This window comes from Gordonia sp. PvP123, assembly GCF_040547295.1.
GTDB lineage: Bacteria > Actinomycetota > Actinomycetes > Mycobacteriales > Mycobacteriaceae > Gordonia > Gordonia terrae.
Genome location: NZ_JBEPPN010000004.1, coordinates 461,700 through 485,397, shown reverse-complemented (window position 1 = coordinate 485,397; position 23,698 = coordinate 461,700). Strand labels below are relative to the sequence as shown.

General features: G+C 67.4%; 18 protein-coding genes and 2 pseudogenes. 15 read left to right on the top strand and 5 right to left on the bottom strand.

Annotated features, from left to right (window positions below; translation table 11 throughout):
* Window positions 1-202: 202 nt before the first annotated feature.
* The 7 genes from ABIC25_RS10060 (at window position 203) to ABIC25_RS10030 (ending at window position 12,436) form a co-directional block, all read left to right on the top strand.
* The gene (locus ABIC25_RS10060; RefSeq protein WP_354561299.1) at window positions 203-1,936 is read left to right on the top strand and encodes a PEP-utilizing enzyme; all 1,734 of its coding nucleotides are present in this window, start codon (window positions 203-205) and stop codon (window positions 1,934-1,936) included.
* A 90-nt stretch (window positions 1,937-2,026) separates the two neighbouring features.
* Entirely contained in the window at window positions 2,027-3,121 is a 1,095-nt protein-coding gene (locus ABIC25_RS10055) for a phosphotransferase (protein WP_354561250.1), read from the top strand.
* Window positions 3,114-4,199, top strand: coding sequence for a TIGR03857 family LLM class F420-dependent oxidoreductase (locus tag ABIC25_RS10050; protein ID WP_354561248.1), 1,086 nt, complete (start codon window positions 3,114-3,116; stop codon window positions 4,197-4,199). Before ABIC25_RS10055 ends, ABIC25_RS10050 begins: the two co-directional genes overlap by 8 nt.
* A gap of 28 nt (window positions 4,200-4,227) precedes the next feature.
* Window positions 4,228-4,584 carry a hypothetical protein gene (locus ABIC25_RS10045; protein WP_004022326.1) on the top strand — a complete coding sequence of 119 codons (357 nt, stop codon included), beginning with the start codon at window positions 4,228-4,230 and terminating at the stop codon, window positions 4,582-4,584.
* Window positions 4,581-5,678, top strand: a complete 1,098-nt coding sequence (locus ABIC25_RS10040) for an aminoglycoside phosphotransferase family protein (protein WP_354561246.1) — start codon at window positions 4,581-4,583, stop codon at window positions 5,676-5,678. The genes ABIC25_RS10045 and ABIC25_RS10040 overlap by 4 nt, the downstream gene beginning before the upstream one ends.
* A gap of 71 nt (window positions 5,679-5,749) precedes the next feature.
* The gene (locus ABIC25_RS10035; protein ID WP_354561244.1) at window positions 5,750-6,742 is read left to right on the top strand and encodes an isopenicillin N synthase family dioxygenase; all 993 of its coding nucleotides are present in this window, start codon (window positions 5,750-5,752) and stop codon (window positions 6,740-6,742) included.
* 198 nt (window positions 6,743-6,940) lie between these two features.
* Window positions 6,941-12,436 carry an ATP-binding protein gene (locus ABIC25_RS10030; protein ID WP_354561242.1) on the top strand — a complete coding sequence of 1,832 codons (5,496 nt, stop codon included), beginning with the start codon at window positions 6,941-6,943 and terminating at the stop codon, window positions 12,434-12,436.
* A gap of 181 nt (window positions 12,437-12,617) precedes the next feature.
* Here the strand turns inward: ABIC25_RS10030 and ABIC25_RS10025 are convergent, their stop codons facing one another.
* Both ABIC25_RS10025 and ABIC25_RS10020 read right to left on the bottom strand, forming a co-directional pair.
* Window positions 12,618-13,121, bottom strand: coding sequence for an SRPBCC family protein (locus ABIC25_RS10025; protein WP_354561241.1), 504 nt, complete (start codon window positions 13,119-13,121; stop codon window positions 12,618-12,620).
* A gap of 32 nt (window positions 13,122-13,153) precedes the next feature.
* Window positions 13,154-14,158: an AraC family transcriptional regulator gene (locus ABIC25_RS10020; RefSeq protein WP_004022319.1), complete on the bottom strand. Its 1,005-nt coding sequence runs from the start codon at window positions 14,156-14,158 to the stop codon at window positions 13,154-13,156.
* 122 nt (window positions 14,159-14,280) lie between these two features.
* Here ABIC25_RS10020 and ABIC25_RS10015 point away from each other — a divergent pair, with 122 nt between their 5' ends.
* Genes ABIC25_RS10015 through ABIC25_RS09985 form a run of 7 tightly spaced genes read left to right on the top strand, consistent with a single transcriptional unit; the run spans window position 14,281 to window position 19,593 of the window.
* A complete protein-coding gene (locus tag ABIC25_RS10015; protein ID WP_248643753.1) occupies window positions 14,281-15,516 on the top strand; it encodes a cytochrome P450 in 1,236 nt (411 codons plus the stop codon).
* A gap of 3 nt (window positions 15,517-15,519) precedes the next feature.
* Complete coding sequence (locus tag ABIC25_RS10010) at window positions 15,520-16,557, top strand: NADH:ubiquinone reductase (Na(+)-transporting) subunit F (protein WP_435529060.1); 1,038 nt, start codon at window positions 15,520-15,522, stop codon at window positions 16,555-16,557.
* Window positions 16,558-16,585: 28 nt separating this feature from the next.
* Window positions 16,586-16,897, top strand: coding sequence for an EthD family reductase (locus ABIC25_RS10005; protein ID WP_248643752.1), 312 nt, complete (start codon window positions 16,586-16,588; stop codon window positions 16,895-16,897).
* Window position 16,898: 1 nt separating this feature from the next.
* On the top strand, window positions 16,899-17,720 hold the full coding sequence (locus ABIC25_RS10000) for an IclR family transcriptional regulator (protein ID WP_238418837.1): 822 nt from the start codon (window positions 16,899-16,901) through the stop codon (window positions 17,718-17,720).
* Window positions 17,721-17,754: 34 nt separating this feature from the next.
* Entirely contained in the window at window positions 17,755-18,555 is an 801-nt protein-coding gene (locus ABIC25_RS09995) for a 2-keto-4-pentenoate hydratase (protein ID WP_435529061.1), read from the top strand.
* 32 nt (window positions 18,556-18,587) lie between these two features.
* Window positions 18,588-19,385, top strand: coding sequence for a 2-keto-4-pentenoate hydratase (locus tag ABIC25_RS09990; RefSeq protein ID WP_004022313.1), 798 nt, complete (start codon window positions 18,588-18,590; stop codon window positions 19,383-19,385).
* Window positions 19,309-19,593, top strand: a complete 285-nt coding sequence (locus tag ABIC25_RS09985) for a tautomerase family protein (RefSeq protein ID WP_248645664.1) — start codon at window positions 19,309-19,311, stop codon at window positions 19,591-19,593. Before ABIC25_RS09990 ends, ABIC25_RS09985 begins: the two co-directional genes overlap by 77 nt.
* Before the next feature lie 707 nt (window positions 19,594-20,300).
* Here ABIC25_RS09985 and ABIC25_RS09980 read toward each other — a convergent pair.
* Window positions 20,301-21,437: pseudogene (locus tag ABIC25_RS09980) on the bottom strand (ISL3 family transposase); the annotation flags it as partial.
* On the opposite strand from ABIC25_RS09980, the pseudogene ABIC25_RS09975 reads away from it, so the two are divergent.
* Window positions 21,400-22,185 (top strand): annotated as a pseudogene (locus tag ABIC25_RS09975) (HNH endonuclease); the annotation flags it as partial. The pseudogenes ABIC25_RS09980 and ABIC25_RS09975 overlap by 38 nt on opposite strands.
* Before the next feature lie 290 nt (window positions 22,186-22,475).
* Here the strand turns inward: ABIC25_RS09975 and ABIC25_RS09970 are convergent.
* Window positions 22,476-22,901: a tautomerase family protein gene (locus ABIC25_RS09970; RefSeq protein ID WP_354561237.1), complete on the bottom strand. Its 426-nt coding sequence runs from the start codon at window positions 22,899-22,901 to the stop codon at window positions 22,476-22,478.
* Between the two features lie 42 nt (window positions 22,902-22,943).
* A complete protein-coding gene (locus ABIC25_RS09965) occupies window positions 22,944-23,696 on the bottom strand; it encodes an SDR family NAD(P)-dependent oxidoreductase (RefSeq protein ID WP_354561236.1) in 753 nt (250 codons plus the stop codon).
* Between the last annotated feature and the right edge of the window lie 2 nt (window positions 23,697-23,698).

Sequence of the window (23,698 nt, the reverse complement as noted above, 5' to 3'; positions counted from 1 at the left end):
TCTGTCCAGCCATGGCGAGCGAGCGGAGGCAAAAGCCGTGGAAAGAACGGTAAGTCGGCGACTGAAATGGTTGACAACGTGAGTGGTGTCACACAATAATGTGACACAGCGTTCGCTAACCACGCAGGTGTGGTTACGAGATGCGGGAGCGGGCCGAGGACTCGGCCGCTCGCTCATGACCAACTGGAAGGACGCCCCGGACATGACCGCCTGGCCGATCTCGAATGAGACCTCGAAACTGTTCCCGCTGTACTCCCGCGCCAATGTCGGCGAGATCTTCCCGGACCCGATCACTCCGCTGAATGCGTCGCTCGGGTTCCAGCACACGTTGGAACCCGGATGGCGCGACGCGTTCGTGGCGTGCGGCGTGTGGGACGACGACCTGTACGACGACGCGGTGGCGTTCAACATCCTCCCGGCGTTCGGCAGCTACCTCTACATCAACATGTCGTTGATGCGGCTGTTCGGCGTGCGGGTGCCCGGCATGAGTGCCGAGGCCGTCGACCTGCAGTACTTCGGGGACATGCCCGGCATCCCGAGTTACGAGAGCGAGAAACGCGACTTCGACGAAAACGCCGAGTACGAGGCGAAAGCCGGTGTCTGGCTCAATGAGCAGGTGCTCGGCGCCACCGACCTCGCCGCCTACGACACCGATCGCGTCGAGGTCGACGAGATCCGTCGCAGTCGGCCTGATCTGACCCAGTTGTCGGACAGTGAGCTCGTCGAGCGGATGAACTCGTTCGAGACCCTGCTCCGCCGGCTCTTCAAACATCACATCGAGGCCAGCCTGAAGTGCGGCGTCGGACTCGGTGCCATCGCGCAGCTCGCCGAGGCGGTCGGCAAACCGGAGCAGGCACTCACCCTGGTGGCCGGGCTGGGCAACGTCGACTCCGCAGGCCCCTCGCTGCGGATGTGGGAATTGAGCCGTCAGGCGCAGCATCCCGATGTCTCAGCGCTGTTCGATGCCGGCACCAAGGGGCTCTACGCCAAGCTCAAGGCCTCGGAGTCGCAGGCGGTCGGCGCGTTCGCCGCGCAGTTGGATGCGTTCCTCGCCGACTGGGACTTCCGTGGACCTGCCGAGTGGGAGATCCGCGCGATCACGTGGGGTGTCGACCCCGACCTCGCCCTGGCGACCATCGAGACGATGCGCGACGTTCCGGACGGGGAAGCGCCGGAGGCCAAGTCGGCGCAGCGAGCCGCCCAGCGCGACGCCGCCGCGGCGGCGATCCGTGAGATGCTCGCCGGCGACGCCGAGACCGCAGGTCAATTCGAGGCGGTGCTCAATGCGTCGGCTCTGTGGATGCGCGGCCGGGAACGCGGCCGCACCACGGCCGCGATGCTGATCCACGAATTGCGCTTGCCCGCACTCGAACTCGGCCGTCGCTTCGCGGACCGGGGTGCGATCGACTCGCCGCGTCAGATCTTCATGCTCTTCGCCGACGAGCTGGCGGGGTTCCTCGACGATCCGGCGTCGTACCGCGACACTCTCGTCGAACGCGAGAAGGGGTACCTGGACCTGTTCGACCGCACGCCGCCGTTCGTCGTCGACGGCACCCCTGCGCCGATCTCCGAGTGGCCGCTGCGCTCGGAGTCGACCGTCGCCGCCGCATCCGCCGGCGACACCATCACCGGAGTTCCCGCATGCGGCGGTGTCGCACGCGGCCGGGCGCGGGTGCTGACCGAGGCCTCGGACCCGTCGGCACTCGAACCGGGTGACATTCTCATCGCGCCGATCACCGACCCGTCGTGGACGCCGCTGTTCGTCACCGCAGCCGCGGTCGTCGTGGACGTGGGCGCACCCTTCTCGCACGCCGCGATCGTGAGCCGCGAACTCGGCATCCCGTGCGTGGTGTCGGCCACCGAGGCGACTCGACGCATCACCGACGGCGCGACCGTCGAAGTCGACGGGACCGCAGGCACCGTCACCCTCATCTGAAGTCCCATCTCGCTATTCGACTCGGCCGGCCCCGAGAGAGCCAATCCCCTCGGGGCCGGCCGCTCCACCCGTGCGCACCCGAGGAGAGCGATGCACGCCTCTGATATCTGTCCCACCTGGCTCGACACCGTGCTCACCACCACCGGGACGAAGGACGGCACGGTGACGATCACCGAGTTCGCCACCAGCCCCATCGGAACCGGACAGGTCGCGGACAGCATCCGGACGACCGTGAGCTACTCCGCACCCACGTCAGCCCCGTCGTCGTTCGTCATCAAGGTCACCTCCGACAAGGAACAGAGCCGCGCGGCCGGTCGCAGTGAGCTGAACTACCTGCGCGAGGTGCGGTTCTATCAAGACATCGCACCCAACCTGCAGGTGCGCGTCCCGCGTTGCCATCACGCTGAGATCGACTCCAACAACACTGAGTTCGCACTTGTCCTGGAGGATCTGACCCCGGCCCGGCCGGGTAACCAGCTGGCCGGGTGCACTGTCGGCGAGGTGCGACTCGCGGTCGAGCAGGCGGCCGGAATCCACGGACCCTACTGGGGATCGGCGCAACTCGCCGGTACGTCGTGGCTCGACATCTCCGACACCTACTGGGCCCGCTTCACCGAGATGATGCCCGAATGGTGGGCCGGTTTCGTGGACCGGTACCGAACCCGGTTGTCCGCGGCCGACATCGAACTCGGAACGGCGTTCACCGAGCGCATCGCCGACTACTACACCGCACTGCGTACGATGCCGTTCACCATCCAGCACGGCGACTACCGGCCGGACAACGTCCTCTTCGACGCGGCCGGCGGCGACGTACCCCTCGCCGTTCTCGACTGGCAGACGGTCATCTTCGCGCCCGGTGTCGTCGATGTCGCCTACTTCATCGGCGGAGCGCTGGACCCGGAGACCCGTCGGGCATCCGAAGCCGAGCTCCTCGAGCACTACCACCGAGGGCTCCTCGCGCACGGGGTCACGGATTACTCACTGGCCGAACTGATGCGGGACTACCCGGTCGGCACCTTCCAGAACCTGGTGATCGGTGTCGCCGCCGCGATGCTCGTCGCGCGATCCGATCGGGGTGACGATCTGTTCACGGCCATGGTGGCCAACTCGCTGGCGCACGCCCGCGACCACGATGCGCTCGCGCGGATCGCCGCGCTGAGCGGGCAAGGGGCAGTTCATGTCTGACACCGCCGTCCGAGAAGGTCGACCGCAGGTCGCCGCGTCCTCGATCCGAACCGACCGACTGGGCTTCTACACGCTCGGCGGGCACGTCGACGACCCCCGAGAGATGTTGGGCGAGCTCGCGCACGCTGAGCGTCTCGGCCTCGGGCAGGCATTCATCTCCGAACGGCTCAACGTCAAGGAGGCGTGTGCCCTGTCCGGGGCGGCCGGAGCCGTCACCGATCGCATCGGGATCACCACCGCGGCAACCAACATCAACACCCGCCACCCGGCGATCACCGCGGCCTTCGCGACCACCATGCATCGCCTCACCCGTGGTCGCTTCACCCTCGGCGTCGGCCGCGGTCTGCGTCCCCAGATCGCCGGGCTCGGACTCGCGCACACGACCACCGCACAACTCGAAGAGTTCGCGCATCTGATGCGCAGACTGTGGCGTGGTGAGACCGTGACCGATTACGACGGGGCGCTCGGCAGGTTCCCGGCGATCAAACTCGACCCTGGTTTCGACGAGGACATCAAGCTGGCCACCACGGCCTTCGGGCCCGAGGCCCTCGCCATGGCCGGTCGCGCCTACGACCTCGTCGTGCTGCATACGTTCTTCTCCGACGAGACCACGGCCAGGGTCGTACGCACCGTCAAGGACGCCGCGGCCGCGGCCGGACGCGACCCCGACTCGGTCGAGGTGTGGTCGTGCTATGCCACCGTCACCGACGAGCTCGACGAACAGGTCATCCTGAAGAAGACGGTCGGCCGGATCGCCACCTACCTCCAGGTCTACGGGGATCTTCTGGTGTCGACCAACCGGTGGGATGTGGCCGCGCTGAACAGGTTCCGGGAGTCCGAGGTGGTGCGCGAGCTACCGGGATGGGCCGATGCCGTCGGGGACACCGCCACGTTCGAACGTCTCCGCGACGTGATCCCCGCCGAGTGGCTCGACTGCGCGGCCATGGGGACGCCACGGCATTGCGCAGAGAGAGTGCGGGCGCAGTTCGACCTGGGGGTCGACGGCGTGATCATGCACGGCGCGACACCCACCGAGCTCGACAGCACGGTCTCCGAATTCGTCGCTCTCGGCAGTTGACCGACAGAATCCATCAGAAAGTCATCACATGAGCACTGGCGCAGTACGACTCGTCGAACGCTACGTCTACGAACTGTACAACGACGAGCAGATCGACCTGGTCGACGAGATCTGCGGCGACCCGATGACACGCCACGGGGCGGGCAGTATCCGGTCACTCAGCCGACGCGAGCAACGAGAGCGCATCGTCGCCGACCTCGCCGCGCATCAGCCGAAGTTCACCGTGGTCACACTCGTCGGCGACGAGACGTTCGCGTCCCTCACCTGGAACGCCGAACGTCTCACGACGGGCGAGCGTCTCTGCGGCATCGAGATCTTCAAAGTCCACGACGGTGTCATCACCGATGTGTGGAATCCCGACTACCTCGAAGGATCCTGGTCATGACGCTGACAACGCCGAAGCTCATCGACACCACCGACGACATCACCGCAGCCTGGATGGAGGAAGTCCTCTGCCACGCCGGCCACGACACGTCGATCGCGGCGATCACGATCGAGCCGATCGGCGCGGGCAATGTCAGCGACACCGTACGGGTGAGTGTCGCCTATGCCAGGACGTCTCCCGGAGCGCCCGATGCGGTCGTGGTCAAGCTGAAACCCCGTGACCCTGATGTACACGCGCACGGATTGCGCAGTGGTGCATACCATCGCGAGATCGGCGCGTATGTCGACATCTCCGCGCGGAACGCCTGCCGGATCCCCTTGAAGTACTGGGTGGCCGGAGACGAGAGCACGATCAATCTGGTGATGGAGGACCTGAGTACGAGTGCCGTTGCGGGAAACCAGGTTCAGGGCGCGACCGTCGAGGACGCGACAGCGGTGCTGGCCGAACTCGCGAATGTGCACTCGGAGTTCCATCCGATGGACACCGCCACCGCGCCGGCATGGATGATCCGGCTGAGCGACGTCTGCGACTACTGGTCCGACGCGGCCGAACGCGGGGCGGGGCAGGCACTCACCCGGTTCGCCGATGACCTTCCCGACGACCATCTCGAGGCGATCCGTCAGGCGATCGAGCTCGTCCGGGTGTGGCACCTGCTCCCGCAGGAGCACCTCACCTTCACTCATGGTGATCCCCGCGTGGACAACGTGTTGTTCGAGTCGGTCGGAGACGTCCGACGCGCGGTCTTGATCGACTGGCAGGTCACCGGGCTCCGCAATCCCATGTACGACGTCGGGTACTTCATGTCGGGCAGTGTCGACGTCGAGGATCGTCGAGCGCACGAGCGCCGGCTGATCACCCACTACGCGGAGACCTTCGCGCAGAAGTCGACCGGCTACGACGGGGCGACAGCGCTGAGGGACTACCGCGTGCAGCTGCTCAGCGGCCTGTACATCACCCTGGCCGCGATCGACGTGCTCCCCGACAACGAGACGGTCAACACCCTCATCCTCGCGTTGCTGCGCCGCAACTGTGCCGCGGTGGTCGATTGGGACTCGGTGGCACAGGTCCGTGCTCTGGCGGCGGAGTCGGTGTAGGCGCGTCGCGCACGCGGCCCCGACCGTGAACTCGGGTGGCCTCGGCCGCCGACAGGAGTGAGGATGGCGTCATGGCTGTGCCGGTGGTTGATCTGTCCACGGCCGACGACGCGCCGGAGGAATTCGCGGTGGCACTGCGCGAGGCTGCGCACACCTCGGGCTTCTTCTATCTGGTCGGGCATGGCGTCGGCGTCGACCGTCAGGCGGAGGTTCTGTCGACGGCGCGTGAGTTCTTCGCTCTGCCCGACGCCGACAAGAACGAGATCAGTCAATTGCAGAGCGCGCAGTTTCGCGGCTATTCACGGCTCGGTGGCGAGCTGACGAACGGGCAGGTCGACTGGCGTGAGCAGATCGATATCGGCCCGGAGCGCGCCGTCATCGATGGAGCGCAGGGGTATTGGCATCTGCAGGGCCCCAATCTGTGGCCCACGTCGATCCCGAGATTCCGGGAGGTCTTCGACGACTGGAGTGCCGCTCTGTCGGCTGTGGGTCTTCGGCTGCTGCGTCACTGGGCGTCGTCGCTGGGGGCCGAACCGACGGTGTTCGACGATGCCTTCGCGCATCTGCCCGCGACCTTGATGAAGGTGGTGCGGTATCCCGGCACCGCGAACAGAAGCCAGGGGGTCGGCGCACACAAGGATTCGGGCGTGTTGACTCTCCTGCTGGTCGAGCCCGACTCGGCGGGCCTCCAGGTGGAGCTGACGCCTGGACAGTGGGTGGACGTGCCGCCGATGGATGGCGCATTCATCGTCAACATCGGGGAGCTGCTGGAGGTCGCCACCGGCGGTTACCTGCGGGCCACCCGGCATCGGGTCCAGGCCCCCGCGCCCGGCACCGATCGCGTGTCCATCCCGTTCTTTCTCAATCCGGCCCTGGACGCGGTGGTTCCGATCATCGACCTGCCGCCCGACCTCGCGCGCCGGTCGCGCGGCGTGGAGACCGATCCCGACAACCCCATCTTCGCCACCTACGGCGAGAACGCCTGGAAGTCGCGTACGCGTGCTCATCCCGACGTCGCGGAACTGCATCACGGCATCCCGGCTCCCCAGCGGGGCTCCTCGTAGGGAGCATGCGAAAACCCGCTCTCCCGGCGTCCGGAACAGGTGCTTCCGGCCACCTTCCGACGCGCCGTACTCGCGCGTAGCGATTTGACTCGTAAGAATCACACCGTCGAACCACCCCGCGCGTCCCGGATCGCCACTGAGCTGGGTCGCCGCGCTGTACCGTACCTGCGGACCTTCAGCCGCACGACGACGACGTGAATGGAGTCGGTGTTGTTTTCTCGTATCGCCATCGTGAACCGAGGTGAAGCCGCGATGCGGCTCATCCACGCCGTTCGGGGCCTGTCGGAGGAGACCCGGCAACCCATCGAGGTCATCGCACTGCACACCGACGTGGATCGAAACGCCACGTTCGTGCGCGAGGCGGACGTCGCCTACGACCTCGGGCCCGCGGCATCGCGTCCCTACCTGAACATGAAGGTGCTCGAGCACGCTCTGCTCGAGACCGGTGCCGATGCGGCGTGGGTCGGCTGGGGCTTCGTGGCCGAGGACCCGCTGTTCGCCGAACTGTGCGACCGGATCGGCGTCACCTTCGTCGGGCCGTCGGCCGAGGCGATGCGCAAGCTCGGCGACAAGATCGGCGCCAAGCTGATCGCCGAAGAGGTGGGCGTCCCCGTGGCGGCGTGGAGCCGCGGCGGTGTGGACACCCTCGACGAGGCGGTGGCCGCGGCAGCCGAGATCGGCTACCCGTTGATGCTGAAGGCGACCGCGGGCGGTGGCGGCCGCGGCATCCGGAAGGTCACCAGCGACGCCGATCTCCGCGACGCCTACACCCGCACCCGCGAGGAGGCCGAGCGTGCCTTCGGCAGCGGCGTGGTGTTCCTGGAACGTCTCGTGACCGGCGCGCGTCACGTCGAGGTCCAGGTCATCGCCGACGGTCAGGGCACGGCCTGGGCGCTGGGCGTGCGTGACTGCTCGGTCCAGCGCCGCAACCAGAAGATCATCGAGGAATCGGCGTCGCCGGTCCTCCCCGCGGACCGGGTCGCCGAGCTCAAGGCCTCGGCGGAGCGGCTCGCCGTCGCCGTGGGTTACCGGGGCGCGGCCACCGTCGAGTTCCTCTACCACCCGGGCGAGAATCTCCTCGCGTTCCTCGAGGTCAACACCCGTTTGCAGGTGGAGCACCCGATCACCGAGGCGACCACCGGCTTCGACCTGGTGCGCGCGCAGCTGCACGTCGCCTCCGGCGGACGGCTCGAGGGTGCGGCGCCGAGCGAGCGCGGACACGCCATCGAAGCCCGCCTCAACGCCGAGGATCCCGACCGCGACTTCGCGCCGGCTCCGGGCCGCATCGACCTGCTGGAGCTGCCCGCGGGACCGGGTATCCGCGTCGACACCGGTGTGAGCGAGGGCGACACCATCCCCGCCGACTTCGACTCGATGATCGCCAAGATCATCGCCTACGGTCGCGATCGCGACGAGGCGCTCGGCCGTCTGCGCCGCGCGATCCGCGAGACCCGCGTCATCATCGCCGGCGGAGCGACGAACAAGAGCTTCGTGCTCGAGTTGTTGGATCAGCCGCAGGTGATCGACGGCAGCGCGGACACCGGCTGGATCGACCGCGTGCGCGCCGAGGGCGGCCTCGTCGCCAACCGGCACTCGGCCATCGCCCTCATCGCCGCCGCGATCGACGCCTACGAGGAAGAGGAACTCGTCGAACGGCAGCGCCTGATGTCGACGGCCTCCGGTGGCCGCCCGCAGGTGCAGCACGAGAGCGGGCGCCCGCTCGACCTCAAGCTGCGCGGCGTCGCCTACCGCGTGCGTGTCGCCGCCATCGGTGCTCATCGCTTCCGGGTCGTCATCGAGGCGCCGGGGGAGACCCGCACCGCCGACGTCGACCTGGAGCGTTTCGACGACCACGCCGCGCAGCTCGTGGTGAACCGGGTCCGCTACCGCCTGCTCACCGACACCCATGGACCGATCCACCTCGTCGACGTCGACGGGGTCACCCACCGCGTCAGTCGCGACGAGGGCGGTGTGGTGCGCTCGCCCGCACCCGCGCTCGTCGTCGCCACACCGATCCAGGCCGGCGACGAGGTCGAGGCCGGCGCTCCAATCCTGGTGCTCGAGAGCATGAAGATGGAGACCGTGCTGCGTGCCCCGGTGCGCTCGCGCGTCAAGGAGTGCGCCGTGTCGGTCGGCACGCAGGTCGAGACCGGCGCGACCCTGATGCGGCTGGAGCCGCTGGCCGATGAGGGAGACGAGGTCGAAGAGGAAGTCGGTGCGACCGTCGACCTCGAACTGCCGGAGGAGCCCCAGGTCGACCCGACCGAGCGGACCACCCGTAGCCAGGAGGACCTCCGCAGCCAGCTGCTCGGCTACGACGTGGACCCGAACCACCGGACACGACTGCTCGACGAATACCTGTCCGTCCGCCGTGCCGCCATCGACAGCGGACGTCGACCGCTGGCCGACGAACTCGAACTCGTGACGGTGTTCGCCGACCTCGCCGAGTTGAGCCAGAACCGGCCGTCGAGTCACGAGGTCGGCGTCGAGCACGTACACAGCGCACGGGAGAACTTCCACACCTACCTGCAGAGTCTCGACGTCGAACGCGATGGACTGCCCGCGGCGTTCCACGATCAGCTGGGTCGCGCACTCGGCCACTACGGCGTGACCGAGCTCGAGCGCACCCCCGAGCTCGAAGCCGCCGTCTTCCGGATCTTCCTCGCGCTGCAGAACCCGAACGACTCCGCCTCGGTGATCAGCGCGTTGCTGCTCGAATGGCTCGACGAGCCGACCCCGCGAGACGAACTGCGCGAGGCGGTGGGCACCGCCCTCGACCGCCTCGTCGCCGCGACCCAGGTCCGCTTCCCGGCCGTCTCCGACCTCGCGCGCGGCGTCATCTACGCCTGGTACGGACAGCCGCTGCTGCTGCGCGACCGCGCACGCGTGTACAGCAACGTGCGCAAGCAGCTGAAGTATCTCGACGAGAATCCCGACGCCGCCGACCGTACGAGCCGCATCGACGACATGGTGCGCAGCACCGAGCCGCTCGTCCGGCTGCTCGGCCAGCGCATCGAGCGGCACGCCGACAACTCGGTCATGCTCGAGGTGCTGACCCGGCGCTACTACGGCAATCGCGGCCTCTCGGACATCCGGATTCGTGAGGCCGGCGGCGCGACCTTCGTGGTCGCCGAGCGCGACGCAGGCAACATCGCCTCGGCCGCAGTCGGTTTCGATGCGCTGCCCGCAGCCATCGGCGGACTCGCCGAGCTCGCTCGCGAGACCGCGGCCGTCGACGCGGACATCTATCTCGCCTGGGAGCAGCAGCCCGACGACTTCGACGTCCTCGCCGGGACGCTGCACGACATCGTCGCCACGAGTTCGCTTCCGCCGCAGGTGCATCGCGTCACCATCACGGTCGCGGGCAGCGCCGACGCCCGGATGCACCACCACGTCACGTTCCGGCCGTCGGCCACCGGTATGGCCGAGGAACGTCTGATCCGGGGCCTGCACCCCTACATCGCACAGCGGATGCAGATGGAGCGTCTGCGCAAGTTCGACCTCACCCGCCTGCCCTCGTCGGACGACGAAGAGGTGTACCTCTTCCGTTGTGTCGCACGGGAGAACCCGTCCGACCGGCGACTCGTCGCCTTCGCCCAAGTGCGTGACCTGACCGCCTTGCGCGAGCAAGACGGCCGATTGCTGACGCTGCCGACCGCCGAAGCCGCGCTCGCGTCGTGCGTCGACTCGATCCGGCGTGCGCAGCGCGGCTCCACCAACCTGTCGAGCGCCAACCGGATCATCATGTACGTGTGGCCGCCGATCGACGTCGACGCCGACATCCTGGATCTGATCGCCGATCACATCAGCGGCACGACGCAGGGCGTCGGACTCGAAGAGGTCCAGCTCATCGCGCGCCGCCGCGACCGCGACACCGGTGAGTTGAGCAAGGTCTCGGTGCATTTCTCGGGCAACCCCACCGGCGGATTCGACGTCCGGGTCGTCGAGCCGAGCGACGAGCCCATCGAGCCGGTCGACGAATACCGGCAGAAGGTGCTGCGCGCGGCGAAGCGCAACACCGTCTACCCGTACGAATTGGCGGCCATCCTGGGCGATTTCACCGAGTACGACCTCGACGCCGAGCAGCGACTGGTGCAGGTCGACCGCCCCAAGGGTCGCAATTCGGCCGCGATCGTCGCCGGTGTGGTCACCACACCCACCGAGAAGTACCCGCGCGGCGTGACCCGTGTGGTCCTGCTCGGCGATCCGACGAAATCGCTGGGCGCGCTTGCGGAACCGGAGTGCAGTCGGCTGGTGGCGGCGCTCGACCTCGCCGAGCAGATGCAGGTCCCGCTCGAGTGGTACGCACTCTCGTCGGGCGCGCGGATCTCCATGGACTCCGGTACGGAGAACATGGACTGGATCGCCCGGGCGCTGAAGCGGATCGTCGAGTTCACGCAGGACGGCGGCGAGATCAACATCGTCGTGGCCGGCATCAACGTGGGCGGGCAGCCGTACTGGAACGCCGAGGCGACGATGCTCATGCACACCAAGGGCATCCTGGTGATGACCCCGGAGTCGGCGATGGTGCTGACCGGCAAGCAGTCGCTGGACTTCTCCGGAGGTGTGTCGGCCGAGGACAACTTCGGCATCGGCGGTTACGACCGCGTCATGGGCCCCAACGGCCAGGCGCAGTACTGGGCGCCGAACCTCGGTGCGGCACGGGACCTCCTGATGGCTCACTACGAGCACACCTACGTGCTGCCGGGCGAGCAGACGCCGCGCCGCGCGATCACGAGCGACCCCGTCGACCGTGACATCTCCGACTACCCGCACGTCCTCGCGGGCAGCGATTTCACCACCGTCGGGCAGATCTTCTCGGCGGCCTCCAACCCGGATCGCAAGAAGCCGTTCGACATCCGCACCGTGATCCGCGCCGTCGCCGACCAGGATCACCCGGTGCTCGAGCGCTGGGCGGGCATGGCCGACGCGGAGACCGCGGTGGTGACTGATCTGCACATCGGCGGAATCCCGGTGTGTCTCTTGGGTATCGAGTCACGGGAGGTGCCGCGCCGCGGTTACACACCGACCGACGGTCCGGACACCTACACCGCCGGCACGCTGTTCCCGCAATCGTCGAAGAAGGCGGCGCGCGCGATCAACGTGGCCAGCGGCAACCGACCACTCGTGGTGCTGGCGAACCTGTCCGGGTTCGACGGATCGCCGGAGTCGCTGCGCAAGCTGCAGCTGGAGTACGGTGCGGAGATCGGCCGTGCCATCGTGAACTTCGAAGGCCCCATCGTGTTCTGCGTGATCTCGCGCTACCACGGCGGCGCGTTCGTGGTGTTCTCGAAGGCCTTGAACCCCAACATGACCGTGCTCGCGATCGACGGTTCGTTCGCCTCCGTGCTGGGTGGTGCGCCGGCGGCCGCGGTCGTCTTCGCCGGCGATGTGGCCAAGCGGGTGAGTGCCGACGCGCGGGTGCGCGAACTCGAGGCCGAGACGGCACAGGCCACCGGTCCGGACCGCTCGCGGCTCAACGCCGAACTGGCCGACCTCCGACAGTCGGTGCGCGCGGAGAAGATCAGTGAGATCGCCGCCGAGTTCGACTCGGTGCACAGCATCCGCCGTGCCGTCGAGGTCGGCTCGGTCGACGCGGTCATCCAGGCCGACGAGCTCCGGCCCCAGATCATCGGCGCGATCGAGAAGTCGCCGGCGTGGGGCAAGCAGGACTCGCGGGTGGCCAGCTCGTAGCGGCCTGCTCCGCGACCTCTGCTCCCTGAGGTGAAGTGAGGTGCCCCTGCTCCCTGAGGTGCGAGCGAAGCGAGCCTCGAAGGGCTTGGTGAGAATAGTCGCCAGGCCCTTCGAGGCTCGTCGCTTTCGCTCCTCGCACCTCAGGGGGCGGCGGAGGCTCGTCGCTTTCGCTCCTCGCACCTCAGGGGGCGGAGGGGCCGCGCTCGGCGATCTCTCTGATGGCGGCGAGGGTGGCCGGGATGCCCGCCAACGCGGCGTCGCGACGCTGTTCGAGTTGATGCGATGCGTCGTCGCCGAAGCGTTCGGCGAACAGGTCGAACCCTGCGGGCTGTACGGCCCAGGACTCGGTGAGCGTCGTCCCGTCGCCGTCGGGCGTGATCGTGTACGACCAGCGCACCGCGTTCTCGTTCACCATCCACGCGAACTCGCGGGGTTCGTCGGCGGCGACGACACGGGAACGGGTCTCCCACACACGTTCGGGGGTTTCGTTGCGGCCATGGAAATACGCACCGACCTCGGGACCGGTCGCCGGTTCCGCCCACCAGCACGCCTTGCAGATCGGGCTCCACTCACCGGTGCGACCGATGTCGGTCACCAGGTCCCACACCTGTTGGGGTGTGGCGTCGATGTGGATGGACTTGGAGTGGGTGAATCGAGCACTGCGGTCGGTGTCACTGATCGTCATGGGTGCCTTCCTGCGGTCGCGTACGGACCATCCTAGGGACGATGCCGCTCGGGAGCGGTGGCCCGATAGCGGGATGGGCTGACTCCGAACGTGCGGCTGAACGCGCGGCTGAAGTGCGACGCATCGCGGAACCCGACCTGTGCGCAGATGTCGGCGACACAGAGATCGGTCTGCGCGAGAAGCGCGCGGGCCCGGTCGAGCCGTCGGGCGTACAGCCAGGCCCGCGGTGTCGTGCCGGTGGTGCTGAACAGCTTGTGGACGTATCGCATCGACATCCCGACCTCGGCGGCCACCAGCGCGATGGTGTGGTCGGGATCGTGCAGGTGATCGGCCATCGCGTTCTGGACCGCGCGGAGGTCGGCGGCATGTATCCGGTCGGTCGCGGTGCGGTGTGAGATCTGCTCGGTCACCGCGCCGGCGACCATGTCCAACACCGCGCTCGCCACCGTGCCGGACGACGACACGGAGATTCCTTGGACCTGGGCCGCGACGTCGACGAGGAAGCTCGACACGAGTCGTCCGATACCGGAATCGACCGCGATGGCCCGGCCCGTCGCGTCGTCGATGACGTCGTACGTCGCCCGCGCAGCCAGTTGTCCACGAGGCGCACGCACAACGATCTGCTCGAATTCGGTGGCGCCGCTGACGACGAAAGGAGCTGTGGCGTCGATGATCCCGAAGGCGCCGTGTTGCAACAGTCCGGTGTGTTCGCCCTGCGAGATCGTGGCGGCGCCCTGGGTGATGAGGCACAGCAGATAGTCGTCGGCCGGATCGGATTCGATCATCGCCGGCGTGCGGACGACGGTGTGCGGATCGGCGCGGACCACGCTCACCGAGAGGCTTCCGACGGGGCGCGCGACGATCTGAGCGGTGAACGGGCGACGGTCCTGGGGCCAGTCGATGTCCATCTCGCAGAAGGTGGCGTCGAGCGCCTCCGCCCACCGGACCCGACCCTCGGCGCTCGCGAGTTCGCGGGTGCTCAGTTCGACGGTTCCCGCTGTGCACGCGGAGTCATCCATCGGTGCATTCGCAGTCATTCTCTCCCCTCACCTCCACCCATAGTGTTCCAGATCACAAGACATTGCCACGGTGGCCGGCGACATGACCGAACGAACCGGCTCCCGACAACCGATATCCGGAACGACAACGGAGAGTCACCATGACCGCAGTCCAGCCCTCGCACGAGGTCACCCCGAAGTTCGTCGAAGAGATCACGATGGCCGAACTCGAGGCCGATCCGTACCCGTTCTACGAGCGGCTGCGGAAGGAGGCGCCGGTGGCGTTCGTGCCCTCCCTCGGGATGTACATCGTCTCGACCCGCGAGCTGTGCATGCAGATCGCGAAGGATTCGGACAACTGGCCTGCGGTGATCTCCCCGGCGGGCGGCCGCACGTTCGGTCACGGGGCGCTGCTCAACACGAACGGTCCCGAGCATCGCGATCTGCGCGACATGGTCGAGCCGCATCTGCAGCCGTCGGCCGTCGACAACTACATCGACGACCTGGTCCGGCCGTACGCCCGCGAACTGCTCGAGCGGATCGAGAACAACGGCTCGGCCGACATCGTCGCCGAGTACTGCGAACCGGTCAGTGTCCGGGCCCTCGGCGATCTGCTCGGCCTGAGCGACGTGAGCACCGACAAGCTGCGGGAGTGGTTCCACAAGCTCAGCGTCTCGTTCACGAATTCCGCGATGACGCCCGACGGCGAGTTCGCCAACCCCGACGGCTTCGTCCCCGGCGACGAGGCGAAGGCCGAGATCATCGCGCACGTCGACCCCAAGATCGACGAGTGGATCGTCAACCCCGACCACAGCGCGATCTCGCATTGGCTGCACGACGGGATGCCCGAGGGGCAGACGCGCAGCCGCGACGTCATCTACCCCAACCTCTACGTGTTCCTGCTCGGCGCGATGCAGGAGCCGGGTCATGCGATGGCCACCACACTGGCCGGCCTGTTCAGCCGGCCGGATCAGCTGGAGCGGGTCGTCGACGACCCGGGCCTCATCCCGCGGGCGGTCGGTGAGGGCATGCGGTGGGTCGCGCCGATCTGGTCGGCGGCCGCGAAGATCGCCACCGACGAGGTCGTGGTCGGCGGCGTGACGATCCCGCAGAATTCCGTGGTGATGCTGTCCTACGGTTCGGCGAATCAGGATGAGAGTGCCTACAACGCCCCGACCGCGTACGACCTCGACCGCGCGGTGATCCCGAACATGACCTTCGGCGGCGGTGTCCACGCCTGCGCCGGAACCTATTTCGCGAACAACGTGGTCCGTATCGCGCTCGAGGAGCTCTTGGAGACGATCCCCAACATCGAGCGCGACACCGACCACGAGGTCGACTTCTGGGGCTGGGGTTTCCGTGGCCCCAAGGAACTCCATGTCAAGTGGGAGGTCTGAGGCGTGAACACCACACATCGGGTTCGTATCCAGGGCTCGGACACGCCGCTCGACGTGGCCGCCGATCAGTCGGTCCTCGATGCGGTGCTGCGCGCCGGGGAGTGGCTGCCGCACTCCTGCACCCAGGGGACCTGCGGTACCTGCAAGCTCCGAGTGCTCGACGGCGAAGTGGCGCACAATGACTCACCCGACTACACGCTGACGCCGGCCGAACGGTGTGCCGGGTTGGCGCTGGGTTGCATGGCCACGCCGTGCTCGGACCTGGTCGTCGAACCGCTGGACGCCGCAGTCGACGACGGAGCGCCCCGACATCCGCTGCGCGACCACGACGGCACCGTCGTCGTCCTGGACGACATCGCCACCGACACGCGCCGGCTCGTCGTCGAACTGGACGAGCCGATGACGTTCAACGCGGGCCAGTATGCGGAGCTGGTGATCCCCGGTACCGGTGTGGGGCGTCAGTACTCGATGGCCAACCCGCCGTCGGAGTCGAAGCTCCTGGAGTTCCACGTCAAGCGCACCGTCGGTGGACGGGCCACGGAGGGTTGGATCTTCGGTTCGCTGACGGTGGGGGAGCGGGTAGAACTCCGCGGACCGCTCGGCCAGTTCCACCTCGTCCGCGAGCAGGCCGAGCCGGCGATCCTCATCGGCGGCGGTACCGGACTCGCCCCCCTGAAGTCCATCGCCCGCCACGTGCTGGACCACGGCCTGGTACCCGAGCTGTACCTGTACCACGGTGGCCGACGACGGGACGACCTCTACGACGTCGAGTTCTTCCGCGAACTCGAGGCCGGGTACGACAACTTCCACTACCGGCCGGTCCTCAGCGAGGAGCAGTGGGACGGCGCCACCGGGATGGTCACCGACGTCGTCGTCGAGGACTTCCGCAGCTGTAAAGGGCTGAGCGCCTATCTCTGTGGCCCGCCGGCCATGATCGAGGCCGGCGTCCGGGCGCTGAAACGTCGCCGGATGGCGCCCCGTCTCATCTTCCGCGAGGAATTCACCGTGGCTGCCCCCGTGGCGACGACCGCGGCGTCGTGACCTCCCGCTCGAATCCGAAAGGCACCTCATGTACCGACTGACCGTGATCTACGGACATCCGCTCGACCCGGCGGCCTTCGACCGGCATTACGAGAACGAGCATGCCGAGCTGGTCCGCCGTATCCCCGGACTGCGGCGGTTCGCCGCGGGCAAGTGCGAGTCCCTCGACGGCACCGAACCCGCCTCGTACTCGGTGGCCGAGCTGTACTTCGACTCGAAAGACGCCCTTGCCCAGGCCCTCGGATCGCCTGAGGGGCAGGCCGCGGCCGGCGATGTCGCCAACTTCGCCACCGGTGGGGCGACCCTGCTGTTCAGCGACGAGTCGATGGTGGGTCCCTGAGGTGGCCGCGCTGCAGACCGTCCAGAAAATCGGCCCGGTCCTGGATCTGTTCACCGTCGAACGTCCCGAGTGGGGTGTGTCGGAGGTCGCCGGCGAACTGGGCGTCCCCCGGTCGAGCGCGCACGCGCTGCTGGCCTCGCTGGTCGACATCGGCCTGCTGCAGTGTCGCGCCCGCGGCCGCTACCGTATCGGCTGGCGCGTCGTCGAACTGAACCAGGCGCTGCAGGGCACGGTCGACGTCAAGTCCTGTGCTGCCCCGATCCTGCAGGCGCTCTCGGAGAAGTTCGGCGAGACAACCCATCTCGCCGTCATGGAACGCTATCGGGTGATCTACGTCGACAAGGTTTTGGGCAACCACGTCATCAACGTGTCCGGCGCCCGGATCGGCGCCCAGCTCGATGCGCATTGCAGCGCGGTCGGCAAAGTGCTCCTCGCGCACTGCGATCCGGCCCAGTTGGCTCGCAACCTGACCGACAAGCAGCTCCGGCGGTACACGTCCTCGACCCTGACCGACCCGGACGAACTGGCCGCGGAACTGAAGGGTGTGCTGCGCCGGGGCTGCGCCTTCGACCTGGCCGAAGCGGTTCCCGACGTGCATTGCGTCGCGGCGCCGATCCGCGACGAGATGGGGGTCGTCGTGGCGGCGATGTCGATCACCGCGCCCGCGACGAGATTCATTCCGGCGCAGCACGAATTCCGGCGTGCGGTGATCGCGGCCGCCGCCGACGCGTCCCGCGCGCTGAACTCCTCGTCCGGCGACGTGTCCACGCCCATCCGTCTGCCCGAGCGCGAGGTCTCCGTCCTGCACGCGGTGGCGGGATGACCCCGCGGTCACCGTTCCTCAGCCCAGAAAGATCATGCCTTCCATGACCGACCATGCCGACCTCGTGCGCGATGCCGCTGATGCGTTGCTCGACGCCTATCGAGACCACGCCCCGATCGAACCCCTGGCCGGGCGGTTCGCGGACCGCCCATTGTCGACCGCCTATGAGATCGCCCTCGCCCAGGTTCAGGACTGGGAGAAGCAGGGTGACGTGGTGAAAGGGCACAAGGTGGGGCTGGCCTCCCGTGCCATCCAACGGCAGATGGGTGTCGACCAGCCGGACTTCGGGCACCTCACGGCGAGCATGTTCCACCTCGAGCACGCCCCGATCCCGGCGGGCACGTTCATCCAACCGCGCATCGAGCCGGAGGTCGCGTTCGTCCTCGCGAGGCCACTACGGGGACCGGGGGTCACGGTCGCCGAGGCGGCCGCGGCCGTCGACTTCGTGCTCCCCGCACTGGAGATCGTGGACTCCCGCATCCGCGACTGGAAGATCGGCATCTTCGACACCATCGCCGACAACGCGTCATCGGGCGGGGTCATCCTGGGCGGGCGGCCGGTGCCGCTCGTCGACGTCGACCTGCGGATGGCCGGCTGCAACCTGCACGTGAACGGCGAACTCGTCCACACCGGCGCCGGTGGCGCGGTGCTCGGATCGCCGATCAACGCCCTGGTCTGGCTGGCCAACACGGTCGGGCCCCTCGGCGTCACGCTCGAACCCGGCCATGTGGTGCTGCCCGGCTCGATGACCGCGGCGGTGCCGGTCGGGCCGGGGGACACCGTGGTCGCCACCATCGCCGGCGTCGGCGGCGTGACCGCGGTGCTGGGTGCGTGAGTGCTCGTGTTCTCGAATCATCAGGAGAAGAAGTGACAGACAACGGAATCGACGACTGGAGTGCGGTTCGCGTGGCCGGCTCGTTGCTCGCCGCGGAGCGCTCGCGGACGGCGCGGACCTCGATCCAGCACGAGTGGCCGGGACTGAGCCTCGACGTCGCCTACGCCGCCCAGGACATCGCGCTCGCCGACCGCCGCTCGCGCGGGGAGACCGTGACCGGGATCAAGCTGGGCCTGACCTCGCGGGCCAAGCAGAAGCAGATGGGCGTCGACGAGCCCTCGGTCGCGTGGCTGACCGATGCCATGGCGTTGCCCGCGGGCTTGCCGGTCCCGCGTGAGCGACTCATCCATCCACGCGCCGAGCCCGAGATCGCCTTCGTGCTCGGGCGTCCCCTCGCCGGTCCCGGTGTCACCGCGGCCACGGCACTCGCCGCGGTCGATCATGCGATGGCCGCGATCGAGATCATCGACAGTCGCTACTCGGGATTCAAGTTCACCCTCGCGGATGCGGTGGCCGACAACAACTCCTCCGGCGTCTACGTGACCGGTCCGGTCATCCGCGATGTCGCGGACGTGGACTTCGGACTCGAGGCGTGCCTGCTCGAGGTCGACGGTGACATCGTCGCCACCGCGACGGGTTCAGCAGTGCTCGGACATCCCGCCGAGGCATTGGCATTCGCGGCCAACACCTTCGGTGCGCGGGGCATCACCCTGGAGGCGGGGTGGGTCGTCCTCACCGGGGGTATGACGGACGCTGTCCCGGTGGAGCCGGGTAGCCGGGTCGCGGCTCACTTCACCACGCTCGGTTCGATCACGGTCGCGGGAGGGTGAGATGCCGTTCATCGACGTGACCATCGCCCAGGGGCGTTCGCCCGACGAGGTGCGCGCACTCATGCGCGAGCTGACGGCGGCCGCCCATCGTGCGATCGGCGCCCCGGTCGCGAACATCCGCGTCTGTGTCCGCGAGGTACCGCCCACGCACTGGTCGGCGGGCGACGTCACCGTCGCCGAGCGTCAGGCGACGATCTCGGAATCGTGAGGTGCGGGAAGTCTTCTCGCGGTCTCTCCGCCGCCTGCCCCGAGGAGAAGCGATTCTCTCTGCTCCCGGATCTGGAAGAAGCGACCTGAAGTGCTTCCTGAGGTGCGAGGAGCGCAAGCGACGGGTGTCTCCCGCTCCCTGAGGGTGCGAGGAGCGAAACCGACGAGCCTCGAAGGGGCTGGCGGGCAAGCTTGGGAAACCCTTCAAGACGCTCGCGAGCTCCCTCCTCAGGGAGCGGTGGGGGGAAACTCGCTCCTCAGCGAGCGGGGTTCTTTTGTATCCACGACGGCCGCCAGGGCGCTACTACTGTCTGCTCCCTGAGGAGCACCCGGAGCTTGCGGAGGGCGCGTCACGAAGGGTCTGCCGAACCCCTCCACCGACTGATGAACCTCACCTGGACCGATGGACTTCGATCGAAGTTCATCGGTCGAGTTCGAGTTCATCGGTCGGAGCCGGATGCGTTGTAGTGACTCTCTGGACTGGCGGGCGAAGTGCCTCCTACCTCCGGTAGTGACTCGTCTCCAAGCAGGCCGATGCACCCGTGTGACTGGTGGGGCTTTTGTCCACCACAGTCCACCACGGTTCACCGCTGGGGCGTGGGTGACATATATTGTAAGGCAGCGTTTTTCGATGATGGTCGGCTGTGGAGAAAGGTCGTCGTCGAACGTAATTGGATCTCCTGACGTAGAAGTGGGCGGATTCCGGGTTCAATCGTGATGCGGAAGTTTCGGACACGCGCCGCCTCGTGTGAGGTTGGCCATCGCGATCAGGGCGTCGGGTGTGTGGAATCCGTACGACCGCTTTGTCAATGACCGGAGGTGGCAGTTCGTTGCCTCGACTCGCGCATTGCTCATTTGACACGCGACCGCGTTGTGGATCTGCACCTCCCGTTTGCGGATGCTCTGCGCAGTGAGTCGAAACTCGGGAATACCGGAGGACTCCGCCTTACGGATCCATCGCCGTAACGGCGCCCAACTTGATCGGTAAGCGCCTGAAAGTATGTGCCGTATCTCTTCTTTCATCTGATAAGCGCGGGCAAGTTGGCTGTTGACGTTACAGACAACAATGGATTGCAGCCGCCGTTGACTGTCGGTGAGGTTGTCGGGATTCTTCAATAACGCCCACCTCAGTCGCCCGCGTTCTACCTTCGATAAGCCAACAACTCGGTTCATCACCCGAGCGCGGCACCTGTCCAACGCCTGATTGACCCACTGCATCACGTGAAATGGGTCCATGCACCAGTAGGCGTGCGGCGCCTGCTCGGCGAGGACTGCGCCGATGTACTCGGCGCCGTCAGCGCTGATGTGGGTGATCCGACGGGCGCGCACATCACCGAGCTCATCGAAGAATCGCTCGATCGTCTCCTTCTTGGCACCCTCACCCGCCCACACCAGTTGACCTGAGTCATGGTTGACCACCACGACCAAATATCGGTGGCCCTTGCGGTAGGAGATTTCGTCGATACCGATGCGTCGCAACCCGTTCAAGCGTTTGGTGAGTCCGACATGGTCGTCGACCACGCGCTCAACGATACGAGACACCGTCCGCCAGGAGACCCGGAGATAAGCACTCACGGCGCTCATCGGCGCGTGCGCGCACATCCACGCGACGGCGTCGTCGAAAGCCCTGGTCATCTTCGCTTTCGGACGCGCCCACGGAACCCATTCGCTACCCACATTGTGGCGCGGGCACTGCACCCGTCTGGCCGGCAACTCGAGAATGCATCGCCAGCCACCCATGTCGAGATGGCGCCACCGTCGCTGCGCCGACGGCTGATCGTAACCAGGGCAGGGTTTCCGACACGACCACGCCCGGAGTATGGCAGTCCGGGTCGCAGCCACTGACCCGGACGCGGTTGCGGCGGGTGATGACGCGTCGTTGAACTCTGTGCACGCCCGGGTGACCGAGGAAGGCAGGGTCGCGATCACCGCAGATGTGACCGCGGTGATCGGCGAGAAATTCTTGTCGATGATCGACGAACGCTCCTGCCCGCGTCCCGAACCCGACGGGGCCGAGGATCGGCGCAGTGTCGGGGAGCGTCGCGCCGATAAGCTGGAGCTACTGCTCGATCAAGCGGCGATCGGTGCGGCGATGACCGCCGCCGGCGCACCCCGCACCCAGGTGTTGGTGACGATCCCCGCTGAAGGCGCTGATCCGGCGCGGTTGCCGTGGGTGGGGGCGGTGACGGAGTCGACAGCCCGGCGACTGTCGTGTGACGGCGGGGTCGCTGAGATCGTCCTCGACGCCGAAGGGGTGCCGTTGCAGATGGGCACCACGAAACGATTGTTCCCACATCATCTGCGGCAAGCCATCATCGTTCGCGACCAGTGCTGTGTGAGATGTGGTGCCCCCGCGGCGCATACCCAAGTCCACCACCTCGTGCACTGGGCCGATGGCGGGCCGACCGATCTGGACAACGGGTGCCTGCTGTGCCAGCGCTGTCATACCCAGGTGCATCACCACGGGTGGCAAGTGGTGATGGGTCCCGACCGGCACCCGTGGTTGACCCCGCCGGTCGACATCGACCCCCGTCGCCTACCCCGACCGGCCTACAACCGGCGCACCATGCGACTTGACGACGCCCTCGTTTAGTCGCCCCCCAAGACAAACCCCAGACCCTCCGGCGCCGACCCGACGCCACTCGACCTTTGACAACTCCACAGTGTGACACGCGCCATGACCACCGGGATCATGTGGCCAAAGACGTTAGATAGCACGAAGATTCGGTCCAGATCTCGGCAGGCGCGGTTGACGGTCCTTCGAGGATCGTCGCTTGCGCTCCTCGCACCTCAGGGTTCAGTGGGTGTGTGGCTTTTTCGGACTGGGGAGCAGGGGCTAGCCACGTGCACCTCGAGGACCAGCAGTTTCGCGGCTCTGTCGGCTCAGGGAGCAGTAGGGTGGGCAGCGCGCATCGAGATCTCCGTTTTCCGAACGTCGCTCGCGGGTATGCCGCCGATGCCCCAGTTCTCCGGCGCCACCTCCACGATTCGGCCGCGGACAGCGGACCGGTCGACCCCGAGGTGTTCGACGACGAGGTCGGTGAAGGCGGCGAGCAACTCCGCACGCTGGTGCGCCGGCCGGCCGGCGAGCACGATCGCGGTGAAATACGGCGCGATCGCGCCGCCGTCGACCATGAGCTGCCCGGCGACGGCGAGGTCGGTCGGGTCGTACTGCACGACGAAGGTGCGTACCCGCTCGATCGGTGAGTCGAGAATGCGGGAGTAGGCCGCACTCGCGGCGGTCAACAGGGCGGCGCGCTGTTCGGTGGAAGCGCTGCCGATGGGGATGTGGAAGTGTGCAACCGGCACGTCGGCTCCGTTCGAAAGTGCCCGCGTCCGTTCCGGACCCGGTTATTGGATACCGTGGCGGGTTCCGCCGTCGGCGTTGAGGACGCTGCCGTGCAGCACGGCGGCCAGGGGCTCGAGCAACATCTCGACGAGCCAGGCGATCTCGTCCAGCGTCGGCAGGCGGCCCAGCGAGGTCTTGGCCGTGTACCTGTCCCAGATCTCCTGCGCCGCAGCACCGGTCTCGCGCGATTCGGTGTCGACGAAGGCGCGGAGCCGAGGGGTGTCGATCGGCCCGGGCGCAATGGTGTGCACGGTGACTCCTCGGGGTCCGTACAACGCACCGATCTGTCGCATCAGATTGAACAGTGCGGCGTTGGCCGTACCCGGGCCCGCGTCGAGGGGGCCCGGCTCGAGTCCGAGTGAACCCGCGATCGCGACGAACCGCGAACCGTCGGCGAGATGGTCGCGGACGGCCCGCAGCAACCGGACCGTGCCGGCCACCTTGATGTTGGCGGCCGTGGCCAGCAACGAGGGTTCGATCGCGTCCGCGGAGCCGCGGACCGGCAGGCCCGCCGCGAACACCGCGAGTCGCACGGTCCCGTCGAGGCGGGCACGGATCGCGTCCATGGACGCGTCCTCGGCGATGTCGGCCACGCACGGAACGATCAATTCGTCTGTCGCGGCCAGCTGTTGGAGTTCCTCGGCGCGACGCCCCACCGCGATGACACGCATCCCTCGCGCCACCAGGCGTCGCGTGAACACGGTTCCCATGGCGCCGGTCGCGCCGACGACCACGCAAGTCTCGGTTGTGGACACGG